We start from the raw sequence: 19,865 nt of genomic DNA, 5'->3' as shown, positions 1-19,865 counted from the left end.
AAATATACAAATAAAAGTATCATGTAGCTGAACAGTAATTTTTTTTTCAAAAGCGTGAGAATTGAATCATAGTAAATGCCTTATCATTTCTTTATTATTTGCTCACGTTCTTAAAGAGTTAGAGATATTTATATGACAAGTTTTATTGTAGATGAAAGCAAGTTCATGATTTCAGATGAAGAGAGTGATGCTTTTTTTGATTCTGAATATAAGCTTGCATCTGGTATTGTAATCGGTGAGCTTGAGGATGAGTCCGATACCTGGCAGCTGTATATAAGTGCTGATGGCAGACATTATATTCTTGCAGTTCTTCCTGAACTTCGTGATAAATGGGTTGAAAGCCGTTTACTAAAGGACAGAGATTTTGAATGTGTTGAGGTTAATTCAAGAAAACTTTATCTTTTATTTTCCTCCTCAGTTCATAGAGTAACCCGTCTGACCAATATCAGAGTTAATAATTCTCTGCGTTATGCTCATGCTCTTTTCTCTGCCTTTGTTCATACAAGACAGTTTGATCTTGATTCTAATTTAAGAGATGGTCTGTATTTTGAAGCTCATTCAGTTATTCTTCCAACCTATTCTCTTGTAGGTAAGGTTTCAGACAGATGTCTGTTTGAAAATGCGTTAAGAGGGAAGAATGATCCCGAGAAGCTGACTGCTCCTGATGGGCTGAATGATTCCGTATCCTATTTCTATTTCAGAAAATATCTTTCTGACCATGGATATAGGATTAATGCAAATGAACCTTTATTTGAGGCAGGTGAAATTGTTGATGATTTCCTGCTTGGAGAAGAGAGTAATTCAATGATTACCGCTCCGCTTATTATCAGAGATCACTATCAGCTCTTTGATACTACCTCAGACAGCTACATTCTGATGATTGACAGTCTGTGGGGAGAGGCTCTGATTGCCTCTAATCTGGTAAATCAGATTCAGATGAACTCATTCCCAATCAATTCTCAGAAATACTTTGTCTTATCCTTTAAAAAGGATCAGATCATTGAGTGTATGGATAACAGACACGGTGGCCTTAACAAGGAGAATGCCTTTGAGCTGACTGAAGCTATCAGAAGAACCCGTGCGCTGCTTCCTGAGTGCGACCTGACTAATGCACTGTATATTCAGAAACTAGGCTATCTCCTGCCAGAAAAATTCACAGCTTCAGAGAATACCAATGACAGGGAGCTTCTGGTTGACTGTCTGTCTCATGGTCCATTTGCCATGGCTCCGCTGATGGATGATATCAACCATGATCTTGTAACTATTCTGATTCATCAGTAGAAATATTTAATTCGAGCAAAAAAAATGGTCACTATTTGCAGTGACCATTTCAACAGAACCCTTTCTTAAATACTAATCTTCTTCTTTAGCTTCTTTTATCTGAGAAACAACTTTCTCCTGATGAACTTTTGCCTTTTCCTGTTTTACATCGGCTGGAACATACTTGGTGAAGTATCTCATGATCAGCACGAAGAATACAGGAACATAGAAGATAGCAAGTACAGTTGCTGTCAGCATACCACCGATAACGCAGATACCGATTTCGTTACGTCCTGCAGCACCTGCGCCTGAGGATACAGCCAGAGGCAGCACACCTAAAATAAAGGCCATAGAGGTCATGATGATAGGACGGAAACGCAGTCTTGCAGCATGTACAACAGCCTCGGTAAGTCTTTCACCTCGGTCGTACAGATCCTTTGCGAACTCAACAATCAGAATTGCGTTCTTAGAGGCCAGACCTACAGTGGTCAACAGACCAACCTGGAAGTATACGTCGTTGGTAAGTGATGTAACAAACGGAATATACTGTGTCAGGATTGCAGATGCGATAGCACCGATAATACCTAAAGGTACAACCAGCATTACAGCAAAAGGAATTGACCAGCTTTCATATAGAGCAGCCAGTGACAGGAATACAACCAGCAGAGAAACGAAGTAAAGCATAGGTCCCTGAGCACCTGCCAGTCTTTCCTGATAGGAAACGCCTGTCCAGGAGATGCCAAAGCCAGGAGGAAGAACCTCTTTTGCTATACGCTCCATTTCGTTCATTGCCTGACCTGATGACACTCCAGGTACGGCTGCACCCTGAATTTCCATTGCAGACTGACCGTTGAATCTTTCAAGACGTGGAGAACCGTAGGTCCACTCCATGGTAACAAAAGCGCTGAATGGAACCATGCTGCCGTTATTGCTCTTTACATACCATTTCTTAAGATCGTTCTCGGTCATACGATCCTTTGCGATACCCTGAACGTATACCTTCTTAACACGGTTTCTGTCCATGAAGTTATCAACATATGCTGAACCCCATGCAGTAGAGAAGGTATTGTTGATCTGTGCTGCAGTCAGACCTAGAGCCATACCTTTTTCGTAATCAATCTTGATCTTTAGCTGAGGGGTATCATCCATACCGTTGGCACGGACCTGGGTTAGAAGTTTAGACTGTGATGCAGCATAAAGAAGCTGATTTCTGGCCTCGGTCAGTTTCTCATGACCCTGTGAAGCACCATCAACAAGATAGAAGTCAAAACCGTCAGCAGTACCTAGTTCTGGAATTGCAGGAATATTGAAAGCAAAAGCCAGGCCATCACGAATACCGCCTAAAAGAGGCATCTGAGCACGGTTTGAAATCATGTCAGGATGCTGTTCTCGTGAAGTACGTTCTGACCAGTTTTTAAGCTTGATAAATCCCATACCGGTATTCTGGCCCTGACCTGCAAAGGAGAAGCCTGCTACGGTCAGAATACTTTCAACATTCTCTGTTTCTGCGTGCAGGAAGTACTCTGCTACCTGATTCAGAACACCTTCGGTCTTTTCCTTGGTGGAACCTGCAGGCAGGCTTACCATGGTCAGCAGCACACCCTGATCCTCACTTGGAAGGAAGGCTGTAGGAATTCTGGTGAAGCCGAATACCAGAGCAATACAGATAATTGTGTAGTAAACCAGATATCTGCCGATTCTGTGAACAATTACCAGTACCATATCCTGATATTTCTGGGAAACATAGGCAAAGAAGTTGTTCCACATTGCAATCAGTTTACGTACAGGAGCGTAGAACTTGTCGAATCTGTAGACAATATAGGTAAACAGGTTGCGTTTTTCTGGCTTGTATCCTGGAGGCAGAAGGATGGTTGCACACAGTGCAGGGGTCAGCACGATAGCAATGAATACTGACAGCACCATGGCTGATACGATGGTAATTGAGAACTGACGGTAAATAATACCGGTAGAACCACCGAAGAAGGCCATAGGCACGAACACAGCTGACAGTACCAGAGCAATACCTACTAGAGCACCGGTAATTTCATCCATGGACTTAACTGTTGCCTGTTTTGGTGTCAGATTTGGTTCTTCATGAAGAATACGCTCAACGTTCTCGACCACAACAATAGCATCGTCAACCAAAAGACCGATTGCCAGTACCAGACCGAACATGGTCAGAGTATTGATTGAGAAGCCAAAGGCCTGCATGATGGCAAATGTACCTAAAAGTACAACCGGCACTGTGATAGATGGTATCAGAGTTGCACGGAAGTTCTGCATAAACAGATACATAACCAGAACCACCAGCAGAATAGCTTCAAACAGGGTGTGATAAACCTCGTTGATAGACACATCAATGAACTCGGTGGTGTCGTAAGGATAGGTCAGCTCAACCCAGTCCGGGAAGTACTGAGCCTTTTCGCTTACAACTTCCTTGACTCTCTTGGCGGTTTCAAGTGCGTTGGCACCTGATGCCAGCATGATAGCCAGACCAGATGATGGTTTGCCGTTGTATTTTCCACTGGTATTGTATGATTCTGAGCCTAGCTCAATCTTGGCGACATCCTTTAGTTTTACCATGGTGCCGTCAGGATTTACCTTCAGCAGAATATTCTCAAACTGATCAACAGTTTCAAGTCTCTTCTGACCGGTGATTGTATAAGTGTACATCTGACCGGCAACAGCAGGAGTACCACCTAGAGAACCGTAGGTAACCTGAGCATTCTGTGCCTGAATTGCAGCGGAAACTTCAGCTGCTGAAATTGAAAAGTTGTTTAGCTTTTCTGGATCAAGCCAGACACGCATTGCATACTGGGCACCGAAAACCTGCAGGGAACCTACACCGTCAACACGAGACAAAGGCTCTTTAAGGTTGGTTTCCATGTAGTCTGAAATATCGGTTGAGTTATGCTCATTGTCTGTTGCTGACATGGACACAATCAGCAGGAAGGCATCGGTTGATTTTGAAACATCAACACCGTTCTGCTGAACTGTGGTTGGCAGCTGAGACTGTGTCTGCTGCATCTTATTCTGTACCTGAACCTGAGCAATATCTGCATTGGTACCTGGTTCAAAGGTGATAGTAATGCTGGAATTACCGAATGAATCTGAGGATGAGCTCATATACATGTAGCCATCCAGACCTGTCATGTTCTGTTCGATAATCTGAGTTACTGATCTTTCCACTGTCTGGGCATCAGCACCTGGATATGATGATCTGATGGAGACGGATGGAGGTGCAATTGTAGGATACTGTGAAACAGGCAGAGTATTAACTGCGAATATACCTGCAAGCATAATACAGATTGCAATCACCCATGCGAAAATTGGGCGGTTAATAAAAAAACGAGCCATCTACTGTTTTTCCTCGTTACTATCTTATTTCTGCTGTGGCTGTGGCTGCTGAGCCTGCTGTCCATCCTGAGGTGCCTGTCCTGGAATGATTGGAGTTACAGGTACACCTGGGCGGATTTTCTGGGTGTTGCTGGTAATAACCTTGTCACCTTCTTTTAGTCCGTCAATTACCACGTATGCGTTTTCGCTCTGAGCTCCAAGCTTTACGTTGATTCTCTGAACCACATTCTGATCATTTACAGCATATACATAGGTGATACCGTTAGCCTCACGCTGAACACCGTTTGCTGCAACGGTCAGAGCCTGTGGCATAACACCCTGGTTGATTTCACCGCGCAGGAAGATGCCTGGCAGCAGAATATGTTCTGGGTTAGGAACCAGAGCTCTGAGGTTAACCATGCCGGTTGACTCATCTACGCTCATTTCTGCAAACTCAATGGTGCCTGAATGGGCATACTTGGTACCGTCAGACAGGAAGATATCAACCTTTGCCTTACCATCGTTCAACAATTTGCCGTCGGTCAGATTCTTACGTAAAAGAATGTTTTCCTCAGCGGTCTGACCTAAGTCAACATATATAGGGTCAAGCTGCTGAATGGTAGTCAGAGGGGTAACCTGTCCTGATGAAACCAGTGCTCCCTCGGTAATGTCTGAACGGCTGATGGTTCCTGTAATAGGAGCGTAAACCTTGGTGTATGCAAGATTAATGTTGGCGGTAGCAAGATTTGCCTCTGCTGACTTAACATTGGCATTTGCGGTCAGATAAGCTGCCTGAGCATCATCATAATCCTGTTTGCTTACAGCCTTTTTCTCAAGAAGGCTTCTGTATCTTTCTGCCTTCAGACGGGTTGAGTGCAGGGTTGCCTTGGCACTTGCAAGGGCTGCTTCAGCGGATTTTACATTTGCCTCATAGACAGAAGGATCGATCTGATAGAGCTGGTCGCCCTGTTTTACGATAGAACCTTCAACAAAAAGACGTTTCTGAAGAATGCCTGTAACCTGAGGTCTTACTTCAGCCTTACGGGTTGCTGAGGCTCTTCCTGTCAGTCGGGAAATAACTGCAACATCGGCTTTTTTAACCAGTGTAACATCAACTGGTAGAGCTCCGTGCTGCTGATTTTCTGATTTACCACATCCTGCTAAAGAAACGATTGCGGCTGCAATCGCACAAGGTAATATGAATTTGTTTGCTCTGAACAATAACATACACAAGGGTCCTATGGGTAATGAGGAGTTATTTATAAGTATAGTGTGAAAATGCTTAATATATAGCAGGTTGTAATTATGCAACTTAAATCGCATTTTGTTATTAAACACAAATAAGACAAATGTATGTCATTTTGCTAAAAAGCTTTAGTTTTTTCAAAAGATTATGTGGATTTTGAGATTTTTTCTTGAAATTAATCTGCATATGTCAGTTTTATACATTAATAGATTGTGTAATCTAACTGTTGCATTAATAAGGGGTATTTATGTTTTGAACTCCTAAATTCATTGACAAATACCACAGATTTCATAAAATCTAGCTAGATTTACATACAAAAAACAGATTCTTGTTCAAATTATATAATAAAAGGTGATTTTTATGCCTCGCAGAACACAGGAAGACTCCCAAGCTACAAGAAGAAAAATCCTTGAAAGTGCTCAGAGATTATTTACACGCAGAGGTTATGAGAGAACCAGTCTTTCTGATATTGCTAAGTATGCAGGGGTTACCAGGGGTGCTATCTACTGGCATTTTGAGAATAAGGAAGAGCTTCTGGTTAATCTGATGGATTTTATGGATAAGGAGAAGTTCTCTATTGATCTTCTTCACGATGCCTCTGATCCAGATGAAAAAGATCCATTTGGCAAACTTAAATCCTGCATCAGATCAATGGTAGATGAGGAAGGAAACAAATTCATCAGTTCCTCTCTGATGTCCATGATTATCTCAATTATGAGCGGATCTGCCGGCAATGACGAGGTAAGAGAAAGAATTCTTGATTTTATAAAATCAAGACATGAACTTATGCACAAGATTTTAAGAAACTGTATTTCCAAAGGGCAGCTTCCAGCAAATCTTGCCGTTGAAGCTGCAGCTGAACATCTGGCTATTTTCTGTGTAGGTTTCTTCCATCAGTCCAGACTTGGCTATACAGAGAATGTTAAGAAGAATTTTGATTTCTTTATTGATAGAGAATTTGAGGAGATCAAAACTTTAACCACTGACGTTCTATAAACATTGAAACTGACAGATTGTCTCTGTCAGTTACTGTCAGTTTTTCAGCGTACCGTCGCTGTTCAGGCCTACTCTGGCCGCATCAATTCCCTGTTCAGCCACAATCTTTGCTGTAGGAGGCAGAGGTTTTGGCTTTCCATCCTTATCCACGCTTACATATATAAAGTTAGCTTCGGTAACCAGATATCTATCCACGTGTTCATCTGTAGGTGAGACTATAAATTTCTTTACCCAGATTTCCATATGTACCTTAAGTGAGGTGTGTCCTACATGGGTACATTTACCGTAGCAGCAGACTATATCTCCTACAGCAACAGGCTTTAAAAATGACATACCCTCAACCGCAACGGTTACAACTCTGCCGTTGGCTACCTCTCTTGCAAGCAGGGCTCCAGCTATATCCATCTGCGACATGATCCAGCCGCCGAAAATATCTCCGGCCGGATTTGTATCTCCAGGCATTGCCAGGGTTCTTAATAAAAGGTTTCCTACAGGAGGATGTTCTCTTTGTAAGCAGTTATCCATGATATACTTCTATCCAAATCTTATTTTTATATTTTTCTGTTGACTGTATCATTATAGAAAATTTTGCGTGACGGGGTTTTTTCAAAGTGTTAACTGAAATTGATTTTTCTTCTCAGCAGGAACACCTGAAAAATGTTTCAAGAACCTTTGCTCTTACTATTCCAATGCTTCCTGAAGCACTGGTAGATTATATATCAAACGCTTATCTTTTATGTAGAATTGCTGATACCGTAGAGGATGATCCCAAAGCAGCGGTGGATAAAAAAATCTCCTGGTTAAAGTCTTTTTCTCTTTTCTGCAAGGAAGGCTTTAATGATGAAATGGAACTTTTAAAACTACACAAGCAGGCAGTTGATCTGGTTCGTGACGGGGCTGTAGATAAGGAATTTGATCTGATTTCCGATATGCCTGCCGTTGTTAAAAGGACTCTTACCTATCCGGTAAAGATTAAAAATATTCTTTCCAGAGGTGTTTCTATTCTTTCTTTGGGAATGTCCCGCTCCCTTGAGGGAACGGAGATTAAAGACCTAAATGATGTGGATCATTACTGCTATTATGTGGCTGGTGTGGTCGGTGAACTTCTTGCGGCACTGTTCTATGAGCACAACCATGATATCGACAGAAAAGAGCTGATGGCTCTCTCTGTAAGCTTTGGTGAAGGTCTGCAGCTTACAAATATCCTAAAGGATCGTCTTGTTGATAAGGATCGTGATGCCTGTTTTCTGCCGATTGCAAAGGATGGATCCAATGCGGCTGATGTTACCAGGGAATATATTTCAATCTGTCAGGGTCACCTAGATGATGCTCTGAGTTTTATTCTCATGATCCCTACCAAAGAGTCGGGAATAAGATTATTCTGTCTCCTCAATATTGCAATGGCTACTGCTACGCTGAAACTTCTAAGTGAAGCGGATGTGGCCGAAGACAGGAATGTTAAAATTTCCCGAAGAACCGTAAAAATACTTTATATTTTAAGTAAAATGGTGGTAAAGAATAATATTCTTACAAGAATGTTCTTTTCCTATATCAGTCGAGGGGTTAAAAGAGTAAAGCGTGACCCTCACGAACTGCGCAGCAGAGTTTCCTGCTGGGAAAGACTGCCTTTTTAATTAAGGATTTACTGATGTTTAAGAATGCATTTAAAGTTTTTCTGGCTCTAACAGTCGGTGTGTTTTTAGTAAACAGTGTTTCTGCAAAGGAATACAAGCAGGGGTCTGATTACAAGATTGTAACAGAGCATATCACCACTACTCCTCAGATCAGAGAGTTCTTCTCATTTTTCTGCTCCCACTGCTATGCTCTGGATCCAAGCTTTAATGAGATAAAAAAGGCTTTTGCCGGCAAGGCTGAGTATATCTATAATCCAGTAGGTGTCATCGGCGGAGATGCCGGAGTCGAAACTCAGAAGGCCTATGCTGTTGCTCTGAATCTTGGAATTGGTGAAGAATTAAGAGAAGAGCTTTTCGAAAGAATTCACGTTAAGGAAAAGTTTCCTGAAGGGCCTGAATATTTCACTGATCTTTTTGAAAGTCTTGGAGTTTCCAGGGAAAGATATGAGCAGGAATCTAAATCCTTTATAACTGCAGCAAAAATCTCAGAGTTTGATCGCTATGTAAAGGAGTATGGCATTGAGGCTGTGCCTGAGATTGTGGTGAATGGCAAATATCTTGCCATGACAGACAATATTGATACTGCAGAGCAATATATTGAACTAATCGGATATCTTCTGACGCTTAAGTAGACTTCAAAAGAATTCGTCTATTTAATACAAAGGCTAAACGGTGATTTCGTTTAGCCTTAGCATTAGATTGGAGTAGCTCAATTTCGTTGATAGCTCTCTCTCTCTTTTTCAGCTCATAAGACGTACTTAAGATATAAACTGAACTGCTATTTAATCTCGTCAATAAACTCCTGATAGTCCATACGGGACTTAACTTTTATCAGAGTCCCCTTTGGTACTATAAACTCACTGACTCCGACGTGGTTTTTAGAGTTGCTGTTCCAGTCATAACAGTATCCCAGCTGAGTAAAAGGATAGGCAGGGGTACCCTGATATGACTGCATTTTTAGGTTCTCAAACCATTCTCTGTATTCAGCTTTAGTGCCAGCAGGATATTCAATTGAGGCAACACTGTCGCTTGTCTCCGGATCTTTTGCAGGTCTGAATATTTTTTCTGCATCTGCATAAAACTCAACTACAACTGAATAGTGGCTATCCTGAGGGATGCCAACCAGCTGCTGCATTCTGATCATCTTTTGGGTATCGCTCAGCGGTTCAAATTCCTTTTTAAACCTGCTCCATTCTGAAGGGACGCTGACCCAGCAGTCAACTCCGACTTCAAATGGTTCGTCATTCATCCAGTACTTTAGAAACTCATCTTTAATCACTGAAGTAACAAGTACCATATTCCGGCCGTCTACAGTAATCCATTCCTGTCCTGAACTGTTATCAGGTCCCTTTATCTGCACAAGTTCTGAATATACTTTGCTTCTGTCAGGAATAACCGCATCAATGACGGCATTCTCATAATCTCTTGTAAGTAGTGACGCATCTGAGAAATATTTATCCTGTGGACTCTGTTTTAAAGTCGTACAGGCAGTCAAGGTACAGACAAAAAGGTAAGTGAGCAGCGATATTTTTTTCATAGGGGGAGCTCTTCAGTTAATTTGAACAAGACTGTTAGAAGTTTTATGTATCCAGAAGGTCTTGTCTAGAGAAAAGCTAATGTTTTGTGAGAGATAGATGATTATTTAAAAAATAAGCCAAGCAGAAAACTGCTCGGCTTAGACTATCACACATACTACCAATTACTTGAATAGGTTTACTTGAATTTAGATTTTGCTGAAAAAAGTGCTAATTCAGTGATTAGCACAAAAATCAACATAGTGATTGGAATTCACTATCTATCAGGTGGCCTCTGATAACAAAAAAAAGGTGGCAAATATAGCCACCTTCCTGAAAAAACGGATAGTTATTTGTTATTTTTTCTGCTGCGATAGTCGGCTTCCATCTCATCTAATAGCTGATCTTTCTTTTCCCACAGTTCACGCAGATACATGGTGAAATCGTGCTTGAAGGTCTTGTCTTCAAGATAATTACCACGAAGACGGTCGTTCTTTTCTATGATTTCGATGTTTACATAAACATCCTTGATCTTTCCGAACATCATATCCATGAAAGCTCCCTTTGAGTTTTCAGGATAGTAGAAGGTGTTATTGAAGATGTACTCTACCTCGTCATAGATTTCTGACAGGGCAACACCTAAAGATGCAGCCTTTGGAGGCATCAGGTGTCTGTAGGTTGATTTTGCCTTCTTGGCTTTTTCCGGGGTAAAACGTGTACCTTCACAGAAGTTAATCAGTGATGAAGGGTATTTTATCAGATCCTTGCATACCTTCTTGGTGGTCTCAACATCCTTGGTTCTTAATGCGGGATTCTTTAATAGCTTCTCTTTTGGATATCTGCGCAGGAAAGGCATCCCAAGGGTATAGCAGGCTAGACCTACAAAGGGAATATAGATAAGGTTCTGTTTCATGAAGAACTTGGTGATAGGAATTCTTCCGCCATATACAGAGCCGATGAAAAGAATATCAAGCCAGCTGATGTGATTTGACATCACGATACAGGATTTACGGGTAAATGGGATCTCATCTCCTGTAATATGCCATTTGATGTCATTGGTCAGAGCCATCAGCATTCTGTTGTTCACTACCCAGACCTTATAAAGGTAATAGTTACAGTTGTCTACAAGGCGCAGAATGAAATCAAAAGGAAGAATAATCTTGACTATTCCAAGTATCAGAATTGGCGTAGCAATCAGGATTACATTTATTGCAATCAAGAGACTGTTGATGATAAACAGCAGCGGAGCTGGTAAAAAAGACAGCATATTAATAGTTAACCTTATACGTTGGATAATTGAGTTCACATTCTACCACTTTTTGAGCATAATTCTATTTTTGCAAAAAAAGGAACATAATATTAACTATGTTTCATTTTTTGAGATATAATCAGATTAGACTTCAAATTAAAAAAATTGCTTCAGACCATGATTTATTTGGCAATTTTGGTTTGAACAAGGTGATAGACTTTTCAGAACTTACGTTCGATTGAAATAACAAAAGGGGATTAAAAATGGACTCAGATACAACTAAGTTTATATGGTTCAACGGAAAGATGGTTCCATGGGCTGATGCCAAGGTTCACGTAACCGCTCATGCTCTGCACTATGGTTCAGCTGTGTTTGAGGGTATTCGTGCATATAAGACTGCAAAGGGACCTCAGATTTTCCGTCTTAAGGAGCATATCGACAGATTATTCAATTCTGCAAAGATCTACAGATTCCCTGTTGCTCAGACTAAAGAAGAGATGATGGATGCCTGTAAGAAGGTTATCACCGAGAACGGTCTGGAGTTTGGCTACATCCGTCCTCTGATCTTCATGGGTGAAGTTGGTCTGGGTGTTAAGTTCAAGAAAGGGGTTAATGCCGATGCAATGGTCTGTGCTCTTCCATGGGGTGCATACCTGGGTGAGGAAGGCTTGAAGAAAGGTATTAAGGCCTGTGTTTCCTCATGGCGCCGTCTTGCTCCAGATACCATTCCTACAGAGGCTAAGGCAGCTGGTAACTACCTGTCATCAATTCTGATTGCAAATGAGTGCACCAACAATGGCTACACCGAGGCAATCGCTTTAGATTCAAACGGTTATGTTTCAGAAGGTTCAGGTGAGAACGTATTCTTTGTAAAGGATAACGTAATCTATACCGCTCCAACCACAGCCGGTCTGCTTCCTGGTATTACCCGTGATGCTGTTATCAAGGTTGCTCAGGATTTAGGCTATGAGGTTCGTACACAGCCTCTTCCACGTGAGTTTGTATACCTGGCTGATGAAATGTTCTTCACCGGTACCGCTGCAGAGATCACTCCAATAGCCTCTGTTGACGGAATTGATGTTGGTCAGGGCTACAGAGGTCCAGTTACCGAGAAGCTTCAGAATGCATTCTTTGCAATCGTAAGAGGCGAGACTGAAGACAAGTACGGCTGGTTAACTCCTTGCAAAGCCTAATCTAAAAAAACAAGACTGCTCCTTAAATGGAGCAGTTCTGTCTTTGAATACAAAATAACACATGCATCAGTAGAATTGCGCAGATAAAAAAGGAAACCGCATATGTCAAACAACTATCGTTCTAAGGTAACCTATGAAGGCAAAATCATGGCCGGTGCCCGTGCTTTATGGAAGGCAACCGGTGTAAAGGACAGTGATTTTGGAAAGCCAATTATTGCGGTTGCAAACTCATTTACCCAGTTTGTACCAGGACATGTTCATCTTCACGAGATTGGTCAGCTTGTAGTTGAGGAAATTCAGAAGGCTGGCGGTATTGCCAAGGAATTCAATACCATTGCTGTTGATGACGGTATTGCCATGGGCCACACCGGTATGCTTTATTCTCTGCCAAGCCGTGATATTATTGCCGACTCTGTTGAGTACATGGTAAATGCACATAAGGCTGATGCTCTGGTCTGCATCTCAAACTGTGACAAGGTAACCCCTGGTATGCTGATGGCTTCAATGCGACTGAACATTCCTGTAATCTTTGTTTCAGGCGGTCCAATGGAAGCCGGTCGTATGGATGGCTGTGACCATAAGGTTGATCTGATTGATGCCATGGTGGTATCAGCTGAACCAAATGTTACCGATGAAGAGGTTCGCGCTGTTGAATCTGCAGCATGTCCAACCTGCGGTTCATGCTCTGGCATGTTTACCGCAAACTCAATGAATTCCCTGACCGAGGCCTTAGGTTTATCCCTACCTGGCAACGGTTCACTTGTTGCAACTCACGAGTACAGAAAGCAGCTGTTTGTTAAGGCTGCTCAGCGAATTGTAGAAATGGCCAAGGCTCACTATGAGCGCGGTGACAATTCAGTGCTGCCTCGTTCAATTGCAACCAAGAATACTTTTGAAAATGCCATGAGCCTGGATATTGCAATGGGCGGTTCTACCAATACCGTTCTGCATCTTCTGGCTGTAGCTCAGGAAGCCGGTGTCGATTTTACCATGGCAGATATCGACAGATTATCAAGAAAGGTTCCTCACATCTGCAAGATGTCCCCTTCAACTCCCCTATGGCATATGGAAGATCTGCACAATGCCGGCGGTATCATGAACATTATGGCTCAGCTCAAAAAGAAAGGTCTGCTGCATGAGGATTCAAAGACCGTTCTTGGTATGACCATTGGTGAGCAGATTGATAAGTATGATCTTGAAAAGAATCCATCTGAGGATGTTAAACAGTTCTACAAAGCCTGTGCCGGCGGTAAGTACAATATCAAGGCCTTCTCTCAGAACAATACCACTGACAAGCTGGATACCGACCGTGTAAACGGCTGTATTCACGATATCGACCATGCCTACTCAAAGGACGGCGGACTGGCTGTACTGTACGGTAATCTTGCTGAGAACGGCTGTATCGTTAAGACTGCCGGTGTTGATTCATCTATTCTCAAGTTTGTCGGTCCTGCACGAATCTTCGAGAGCCAGGAGGACGGTGTAGACGGAATTCTGGGCGGCAAGGTTAAGGAAGGCGATGTCGTAATTATTCGTTATGAAGGTCCTCGCGGCGGTCCGGGTATGCAGGAAATGCTGTACCCAACCTCATATATTAAGTCTGTTGGTCTTGGCAAGAAATGTGCTCTGGTAACCGACGGCAGATTCTCCGGTGGTTCTTCTGGTCTTTCCATCGGACACGTTTCCCCTGAAGCTGCAAACGGTGGAAATATCGGTCTTCTGGAGGAAAACGATCTGATTGAGATTGATATTCCAAACAGAACCATTCGTATGGCGGTTTCAGATGAGGAACTTGCAGCAAGACGCGCCAGAATGGAAGAAAAAGGAAAGAACGCCTGGCAGCCAGTAAGCCGTGACAGAGAGATTTCCTTTGCACTTAAGGCTTACGGTAAGTTAGCCTCAAGCGCTGATAAGGGCGGTGTGCGTGATCGCAATAAATTAGAAGGATTATAAGAATATGGCAGAAAAACAGTTAGATGCACAGGGCTATCTTAAGAAAACTCTATTAGCCCGTATTTATGACTTGGTGAAGGTTACTCCTCTGCAGAGTCTTGACTCTCTTTCTTCAAGACTGGGTGTGAATGTACTGCTCAAGAGAGAGGACTATCAGAAGATCCATTCTTTCAAGCTTCGCGGTGCCTACCACAAGATCAAGAATCTGGACGAGGCTGCTTTAAAGTCAGGTATTATTACCGCATCCGCAGGCAACCATGCTCAGGGTGTTGCCCTTTCTGCCAAGAAGCTTGGCATCAAGGCTGTAATTGTAATGCCTACAACCACTCCTGATCTTAAGATCGATGCCGTTAGAAATTTCGGTGCCGAGGTTGTGCTTTACGGTGACAGTTTCAATGAGTCCTATGATTATGCTCAGCAGCTGTCTAAAAAGAAGAATCTGACCATGATCCCTCCTTATGATGATCCTGACGTGATTGCAGGTCAGGGCACAATTGCTCATGAGCTTATCGGTCAGTGCGACAATATCGATACCATTTACGTACAGATCGGCGGCGGGGGTCTTGCAGCCGGTATTGCCTCCTATATCAAGGCAATTCTTCCTCACATCAAGGTTATAGGTGTTGAAGCTGAAGGTTCTGCCTGTATGAAGGCCGCCTTAAAGGCTGGTGCTCCAGTGGATATCGGTTATGTTTCACACTTCGCTGACGGTGTTGCTGTAAGCAAGGCCGGAACCGAGACCTTCAGAGTATTAAGCAAGTATCTCGATGACATCATTACCTGTTCAAATGATGAGATCTGTGCTGCTATGAAGGATATCTTTGATGATACCCGTGCTATTGCTGAGCCTAGCGGCGCCTTATCTCTTGCAGGTCTTAAGAAATATGTTCGCGAGAACAACATCAAGAGCGGCAACCACATTGCAATTCTGTCAGGTGCCAATGTGAAGTTCCATTCTCTGCGTATGGTTGCAGAACGCTGCGACGTTGGTGAGATGTCAGAGGGTATTCTTTCAGTGGAAATCCCTGAGAAGATCGGTGCCTTCCTTGATCTGGTGAAGTCCCTGGGTGATCGTGTGGTAACCGAGTTCAGTTACAGATATAATAAGGACGACAGAGCACGTGTGTTTGCATCAGTTGAACTGACTGAAGGCAAGAAGGAGCTTAATGATATCTGCAAGTCGTTAAAGAAGAACGGATATCTGGTTACCGATCTGACCGATGACTCCCTGGCAAAGGATCATCTGCGTTATATGGTTGGCGGCCATCCTTCATCCAAGCTCAATGAGAGACTGTTCCTCTTCGAGTTCCCTGCAACCTCAAATGCACTGTTAAGATTCCTTGAAACTCTGGGTAACTCCTACAACATTACTCTGTTCCACTTCCGTATTACCGGTCTCGAGTTCTGCTCTGTACTGTGCGGACTTGATGTAACTGATAAGGAAGAAGGTGTTAACGAGTTTATCAAGGCTATTAACTACCCTGTAGAGGAGGTAACCTCCAATACAGCTTATCAGCAGCTTGTAAGGTAACTTTGTTTATGAAGAAGCTTTTTTCTCTGTTTCTGATCTTCCTTTCTCTGAGTGCCGCTGCGGCAGTAGAGGATTTTGAAGAGGTGATAGTAGGGAACAAGGCTTCATACTACGATGAGCAGGGAGGCAAGAATGCTTCTCTGCAGATCCTCGATCCAATCGTTAATCTCTCAACTACCAAACAGTATGCCCAGTATATGATGGACTCCTATCAGGGCTGGGATTTAAAAGCTGTTGTGGATTTGAGAGGTTTTGCCTTCAAGTATGTGGATAATGCTCCTTGCTCAGGTCTTCTGACTTACTTTGACGGAAGATCATATCTTTTCTTCCTGGCCTGCGGAAACTTCGAGAAGGATGAGCTTACAGCCCTGTATAAAAAAGCCAATCAGGCCCTGAAAGTAAGCGAGATTCTGAAGCTTCAGGCCCGTCCAAACCTTTACTGATCTGTGAATACAGCTTGTACAAGATCCTAACGCGCTAAATTTCAAATAAAAATCTGCCTTATATCTAATTTTTCTACTCTTTTCTTCAAAAGAGATGAATATGTTCACATTCCTGATATTTATCTGATATATCAACAGCTCCGACCACAAATTGGTTTCGTATAATAGAGTGACCAATTTCGGGTATTTTTATGAAGGACTATATTATGAAACTAAACGTATTGGCTGTTGCTGTTGTAACTGCTTTTGCTGTTGGTTCAGCAAATGCTGCATTACCAGACTCATGGACCGTTGGCGGTGCTTTAGGCTGGGCTCATATGTATGATCATAAATTCCCTAAGAGCATGACTTACGACGATGTTGATGTTGCTATGGATTGGGGAAGAAATGGCTATGGCATCAAGCTGTTTGGTGAATATAACTTCACTGACTGGTTCGGTCTAGGTCTTGGCTATAACTATATCGGCGGTCAGGATGGCTATCTGAAGGGAACCTATGCTGGTGAAGCCTTTAAAGAAGGCTCAAAGATGCACTTCAACATTGCCGAGCTATATGGTAAGTTTGGATATACCTTTGATGATAACGGTTCAGACGTATTCTTCAAAGCCGGTCCTACCTACAACTGGGCCTCATGGGCAGGTGAGAAGTCTCATAAGGTTGGCGGTGTAGTCGGTGTTGGTGTTACCTATGCATTTACCAAGAATCTGGCAATCCGTGCCGGTTATGATTACTTCTTCCGTGTAGCTAAAGTCGATTTCTCTGATGTTAAGGGATATGACGATGAGCGTATGGACGAAGGCTTACTATATTTAGGCTTCCAGTACACCTTCGGTGGTCCAGCAGCTCCTGCTCCTGTACAGAAGGTTAAGGCAACCCAGACTCATACTCTTGACGCAGGCGTCCTGTTCCCATTTGACAGCGCCAAGTTATCAAGTGAAGGCCAGAGTGCTGTAGCTAATGTTGTTCAGTCTGCAAACAGCATGGAGAATCCAGAGTTTGAGGTATACGGCTATACTGATCGTATCGGTTCAGACGCTTATAACCTGAAGCTGTCTGACAAGCGTGCAGATGCAGTTAGTGCAGAACTTCAGAACAATGGTGTAACACCAAAGGTATCTGATGGTAAGGGTAAGGCAAATCCTGTAACTGGCAACAAGTGCGATGGTGTAAAGGGACGTAAGGCTTTAATTGACTGTCTTGCTCCTGATCGTCGTGTAGAAATTGTTGTTACCGGTGAGACCACACAGGCTAAGTAGTTTTTAACCTCTAAATAAATGTAAAAGCTCTGAGTAAAATCAGGGCTTTTTTTATGGGATTGAGCAGACGATGAAAAGTTCTTCGAAATCCCTGGTAAAGGCAATAAACATGTCTTTGAGCACAGGAGTTAAAGCTTCTTTAATTCCTGCTGGCAGAGTATCTAAAGGAAGGGGCACTTGTTATAGCTGTCCTCCAGCATGATTTTTATGGCATCGATGTGCTGCAGCATAACCTGTTTGATACGGTTGCCAGCCTTACCATCATTATCGTCATATAGGGAGGTATCAGAAGGCATAAAGAGATCTGCTATAAAATTGTGAATAACCTTCTGATTATCTGTCATTTCCTGCTGAGGATCGGTATTAAAGTAAGGTCTTATTTTTTTCTGACTCTATACAGGAATTCTAAGCTGTGATTTTTTGCAAAGTATATGTGGTTATAGGGGGCTTAAACTGTAAATTATGCCTGCTGTACAGATAAAAACAGTCTCAGATTATGATTAATTGCAGCTTTTTTTAGCAAAATGTTCATAAATGATCAAAAAAAATTTTTTTAGTCGAAAAAAATGTAAATTTTGCACGTAATACTTCACATTTTAGAAAATTCAGCTCTCTTTGTTTCTTTTTGATTTATTTTGCAACTGTATAATAGGTTAACTAATCTATTTAGTTTACTAATACAAAAGGAAATATATTATGAAATTAAATCTATTAGCAGCAGCTGTTGTAGCAGCTTTTGCTTTCGGTTCAGCTAATGCAGCTTTACCAGATTCATGGACCGTTGGTGCTGCTGGCGGTTACTCATACGGTTATGATCATTCTTTCAACAATGCAACTATCAACGGCATTAAGGCAAAGGATGTTGTTTCTTTCGATAAGGAAGGCTATGGCTTAAAGCTATTCGGTGAGTACAATATGTACAACTGGTTCGGTTTAGGCTTAGGCTATAACTATATCGGCGACCAGAATCTTCGTTATTCAGGTGAAGATGAGAACGGTAATGAAGTTTCAGGCGGTTCAAGCCTTCACTTCAATATCGTAGAGTTATACGGCAAATTCGCATATACCTTTGATACCAAGGGTTCAGACGTATTCTTCAAGATTGGTCCTACCTATAACTGGGGTTCATGGGATGGCGAGTCAGAGCACCGTTTCGGTGGGGTAGCTGGTGTTGGCGTTCAGTACGCATTCACTCCTGCATTCGCAGTTCGTTTTGGCTATGACTATTTCGTAAATACTGCTAAGTTCGAATTAGACTCAAAAGAGCGTCTTGACGAGAGCTTACTATATTTAGGCTTCCAGTACACCTTCGGTGGCGCACAGCCTGCAGCTCCTGTAGCAAAGAAGAAGGTTAAGACCACTCAGACCCACACCTTAGATGCAGGTGTTCTATTCCCATTCGACAGCTCAAAGCTATCTGCTGAAGGTCAGAGCGCAGTTTCAAATGTTGTTCAGTCAGCAAATCAGCTAGAAGAAGCTGAGTTTGAAGTATACGGCTACACCGACCGCATCGGTTCAGACGCATACAACAACAAGCTGTCTCAGAAGCGTGCTGACGCTGTTACCGCAGAACTACAGAACAATGGCGTAGCTGCTAAGGTTTCAGAGGGTAAGGGTAAAGCAAATCCTGTAACCGGCAACAAGTGTGATGGCGTAAAGGGTCGCAAGGCTTTAATCGACTGCTTAGCACCAGATCGTCGTGTTGAGGTTGTTGTTTCAGGTTTAACTTCAGAAGTTAAGTAATTAACGTTTTCTCTGAGATTACATCAAATCCAGTGTCCTGACAGATGCTGGATTTTTTTTTCTGTATATTCAGAAAACTGTTTTATGTGGTGTCAAAACAAATCCAAATTAGTGATATCTCTCCTCCTTTAATCGTACTTTTCTCAATTTGTCTTTGTACTCGTCGATAAAAAAATATAAGAAAACTTCATTCGTTAAGTATTAAAAAGCAGAGTTTGTGAAAGCCAAAAATCTTGGAAGTTTCTGTATATCCTTTTTTTATTGATTTTGGGCTGTTAAGAAGAGCTTTTTTAGTTAAATGAAGGTCTTTTATCTATACTTAAATTAAAAACTGTTTTATCAGTGACTCATACCTGTGTATTTAGGTGGAAGTCATAGAAAAATAATAATTAAGACTGATTCTGTTTGGTGGCATGCATGGTTGGTTAAGCATTTTTAGGCATCCTTGGAGTTTTAGATACAACCTCAATTATATGTCTAATGCTTTTACCTCTCATGCGGTTAGTAAAAC

At 42.2% G+C, this 19,865-nt stretch carries 17 protein-coding genes; 10 read left to right on the top strand and 7 right to left on the bottom strand.

Translation table 11 applies throughout. The features are described from left to right. The first annotated feature begins 132 nt into the window (after positions 1-132). The gene (locus QZU45_RS01675) at positions 133-1,281 is read left to right on the top strand and encodes a hypothetical protein (RefSeq protein WP_295350834.1); all 1,149 of its coding nucleotides are present in this window, start codon (positions 133-135) and stop codon (positions 1,279-1,281) included. A 72-nt stretch (positions 1,282-1,353) separates the two neighbouring features. Here QZU45_RS01675 and QZU45_RS01670 read toward each other — a convergent pair whose 3' ends face one another. Continuing rightward, positions 1,354-4,617, bottom strand: a complete 3,264-nt coding sequence (locus QZU45_RS01670; protein WP_295350831.1) for an efflux RND transporter permease subunit — start codon at positions 4,615-4,617, stop codon at positions 1,354-1,356. Between the two features lie 24 nt (positions 4,618-4,641). Then, complete coding sequence (locus tag QZU45_RS01665) at positions 4,642-5,823, bottom strand: efflux RND transporter periplasmic adaptor subunit (protein WP_295350828.1); 1,182 nt, start codon at positions 5,821-5,823, stop codon at positions 4,642-4,644. A gap of 379 nt (positions 5,824-6,202) precedes the next feature. Here QZU45_RS01665 and QZU45_RS01660 point away from each other — a divergent pair, with 379 nt between their 5' ends. After that, positions 6,203-6,838: a TetR family transcriptional regulator gene (locus QZU45_RS01660; RefSeq protein WP_295350825.1), complete on the top strand. Its 636-nt coding sequence runs from the start codon at positions 6,203-6,205 to the stop codon at positions 6,836-6,838. Positions 6,839-6,874: 36 nt separating this feature from the next. Here QZU45_RS01660 and yciA read toward each other — a convergent pair whose 3' ends face one another. Continuing rightward, positions 6,875-7,363: an acyl-CoA thioester hydrolase YciA gene (gene yciA / locus QZU45_RS01655; protein WP_363667948.1), complete on the bottom strand. Its 489-nt coding sequence runs from the start codon at positions 7,361-7,363 to the stop codon at positions 6,875-6,877. Between the two features lie 86 nt (positions 7,364-7,449). Between yciA and QZU45_RS01650 the strand changes: the two genes are divergently transcribed. Further along, positions 7,450-8,472: a squalene/phytoene synthase family protein gene (locus QZU45_RS01650; protein ID WP_295350822.1), complete on the top strand. Its 1,023-nt coding sequence runs from the start codon at positions 7,450-7,452 to the stop codon at positions 8,470-8,472. A gap of 14 nt (positions 8,473-8,486) precedes the next feature. Beyond that, positions 8,487-9,104, top strand: coding sequence for a thiol:disulfide interchange protein DsbA/DsbL (locus QZU45_RS01645; protein ID WP_295350820.1), 618 nt, complete (start codon positions 8,487-8,489; stop codon positions 9,102-9,104). 146 nt (positions 9,105-9,250) lie between these two features. Here QZU45_RS01645 and QZU45_RS01640 read toward each other — a convergent pair whose 3' ends face one another. Both QZU45_RS01640 and QZU45_RS01635 read right to left on the bottom strand, forming a co-directional pair. Then, complete coding sequence (locus QZU45_RS01640; protein ID WP_295350817.1) at positions 9,251-10,009, bottom strand: hypothetical protein; 759 nt, start codon at positions 10,007-10,009, stop codon at positions 9,251-9,253. A gap of 326 nt (positions 10,010-10,335) precedes the next feature. Next, the gene (locus QZU45_RS01635) at positions 10,336-11,253 is read right to left on the bottom strand and encodes an acetyltransferase (RefSeq protein ID WP_295350814.1); all 918 of its coding nucleotides are present in this window, start codon (positions 11,251-11,253) and stop codon (positions 10,336-10,338) included. 245 nt (positions 11,254-11,498) lie between these two features. Between QZU45_RS01635 and QZU45_RS01630 the strand changes: the two genes are divergently transcribed. The 5 genes from QZU45_RS01630 to QZU45_RS01610 all read left to right on the top strand — a co-directional run bounded on the left by QZU45_RS01630 (position 11,499) and on the right by QZU45_RS01610 (position 17,611). Continuing rightward, positions 11,499-12,428, top strand: a complete 930-nt coding sequence (locus tag QZU45_RS01630; protein ID WP_295350811.1) for a branched-chain amino acid transaminase — start codon at positions 11,499-11,501, stop codon at positions 12,426-12,428. A 102-nt stretch (positions 12,429-12,530) separates the two neighbouring features. After that, positions 12,531-14,381 carry a dihydroxy-acid dehydratase gene (gene ilvD, locus QZU45_RS01625; protein ID WP_295350808.1) on the top strand — a complete coding sequence of 617 codons (1,851 nt, stop codon included), beginning with the start codon at positions 12,531-12,533 and terminating at the stop codon, positions 14,379-14,381. A gap of 4 nt (positions 14,382-14,385) precedes the next feature. Continuing rightward, a complete protein-coding gene (gene ilvA / locus QZU45_RS01620; protein ID WP_074839398.1) occupies positions 14,386-15,912 on the top strand; it encodes a threonine ammonia-lyase, biosynthetic in 1,527 nt (508 codons plus the stop codon). An 8-nt stretch (positions 15,913-15,920) separates the two neighbouring features. Further along, positions 15,921-16,355: a hypothetical protein gene (locus QZU45_RS01615; protein ID WP_295350805.1), complete on the top strand. Its 435-nt coding sequence runs from the start codon at positions 15,921-15,923 to the stop codon at positions 16,353-16,355. 206 nt (positions 16,356-16,561) lie between these two features. Next, the gene (locus tag QZU45_RS01610; protein WP_295350802.1) at positions 16,562-17,611 is read left to right on the top strand and encodes an outer membrane beta-barrel protein; all 1,050 of its coding nucleotides are present in this window, start codon (positions 16,562-16,564) and stop codon (positions 17,609-17,611) included. Between the two features lie 51 nt (positions 17,612-17,662). Here QZU45_RS01610 and QZU45_RS01605 read toward each other — a convergent pair whose 3' ends face one another. Both QZU45_RS01605 and QZU45_RS01600 read right to left on the bottom strand, forming a co-directional pair. Further along, the gene (locus QZU45_RS01605) at positions 17,663-17,788 is read right to left on the bottom strand and encodes a hypothetical protein (protein ID WP_295350799.1); all 126 of its coding nucleotides are present in this window, start codon (positions 17,786-17,788) and stop codon (positions 17,663-17,665) included. Then, positions 17,773-17,955: a hypothetical protein gene (locus QZU45_RS01600; protein WP_295350796.1), complete on the bottom strand. Its 183-nt coding sequence runs from the start codon at positions 17,953-17,955 to the stop codon at positions 17,773-17,775. Before QZU45_RS01600 ends, QZU45_RS01605 begins: the two co-directional genes overlap by 16 nt. Before the next feature lie 352 nt (positions 17,956-18,307). Here QZU45_RS01600 and QZU45_RS01595 point away from each other — a divergent pair, with 352 nt between their 5' ends. Further along, positions 18,308-19,354 carry an OmpA family protein gene (locus QZU45_RS01595; RefSeq protein ID WP_295350793.1) on the top strand — a complete coding sequence of 349 codons (1,047 nt, stop codon included), beginning with the start codon at positions 18,308-18,310 and terminating at the stop codon, positions 19,352-19,354. Positions 19,355-19,865 lie beyond the last annotated feature (511 nt).

It is taken from the genome of uncultured Succinivibrio sp. (assembly GCF_902756765.1).
Lineage (GTDB): Bacteria > Pseudomonadota > Gammaproteobacteria > Enterobacterales > Succinivibrionaceae > Succinivibrio.
Note: the sequence above shows the minus strand (reverse complement) of the source record. Positions and strands in the feature narration are given on the sequence as shown.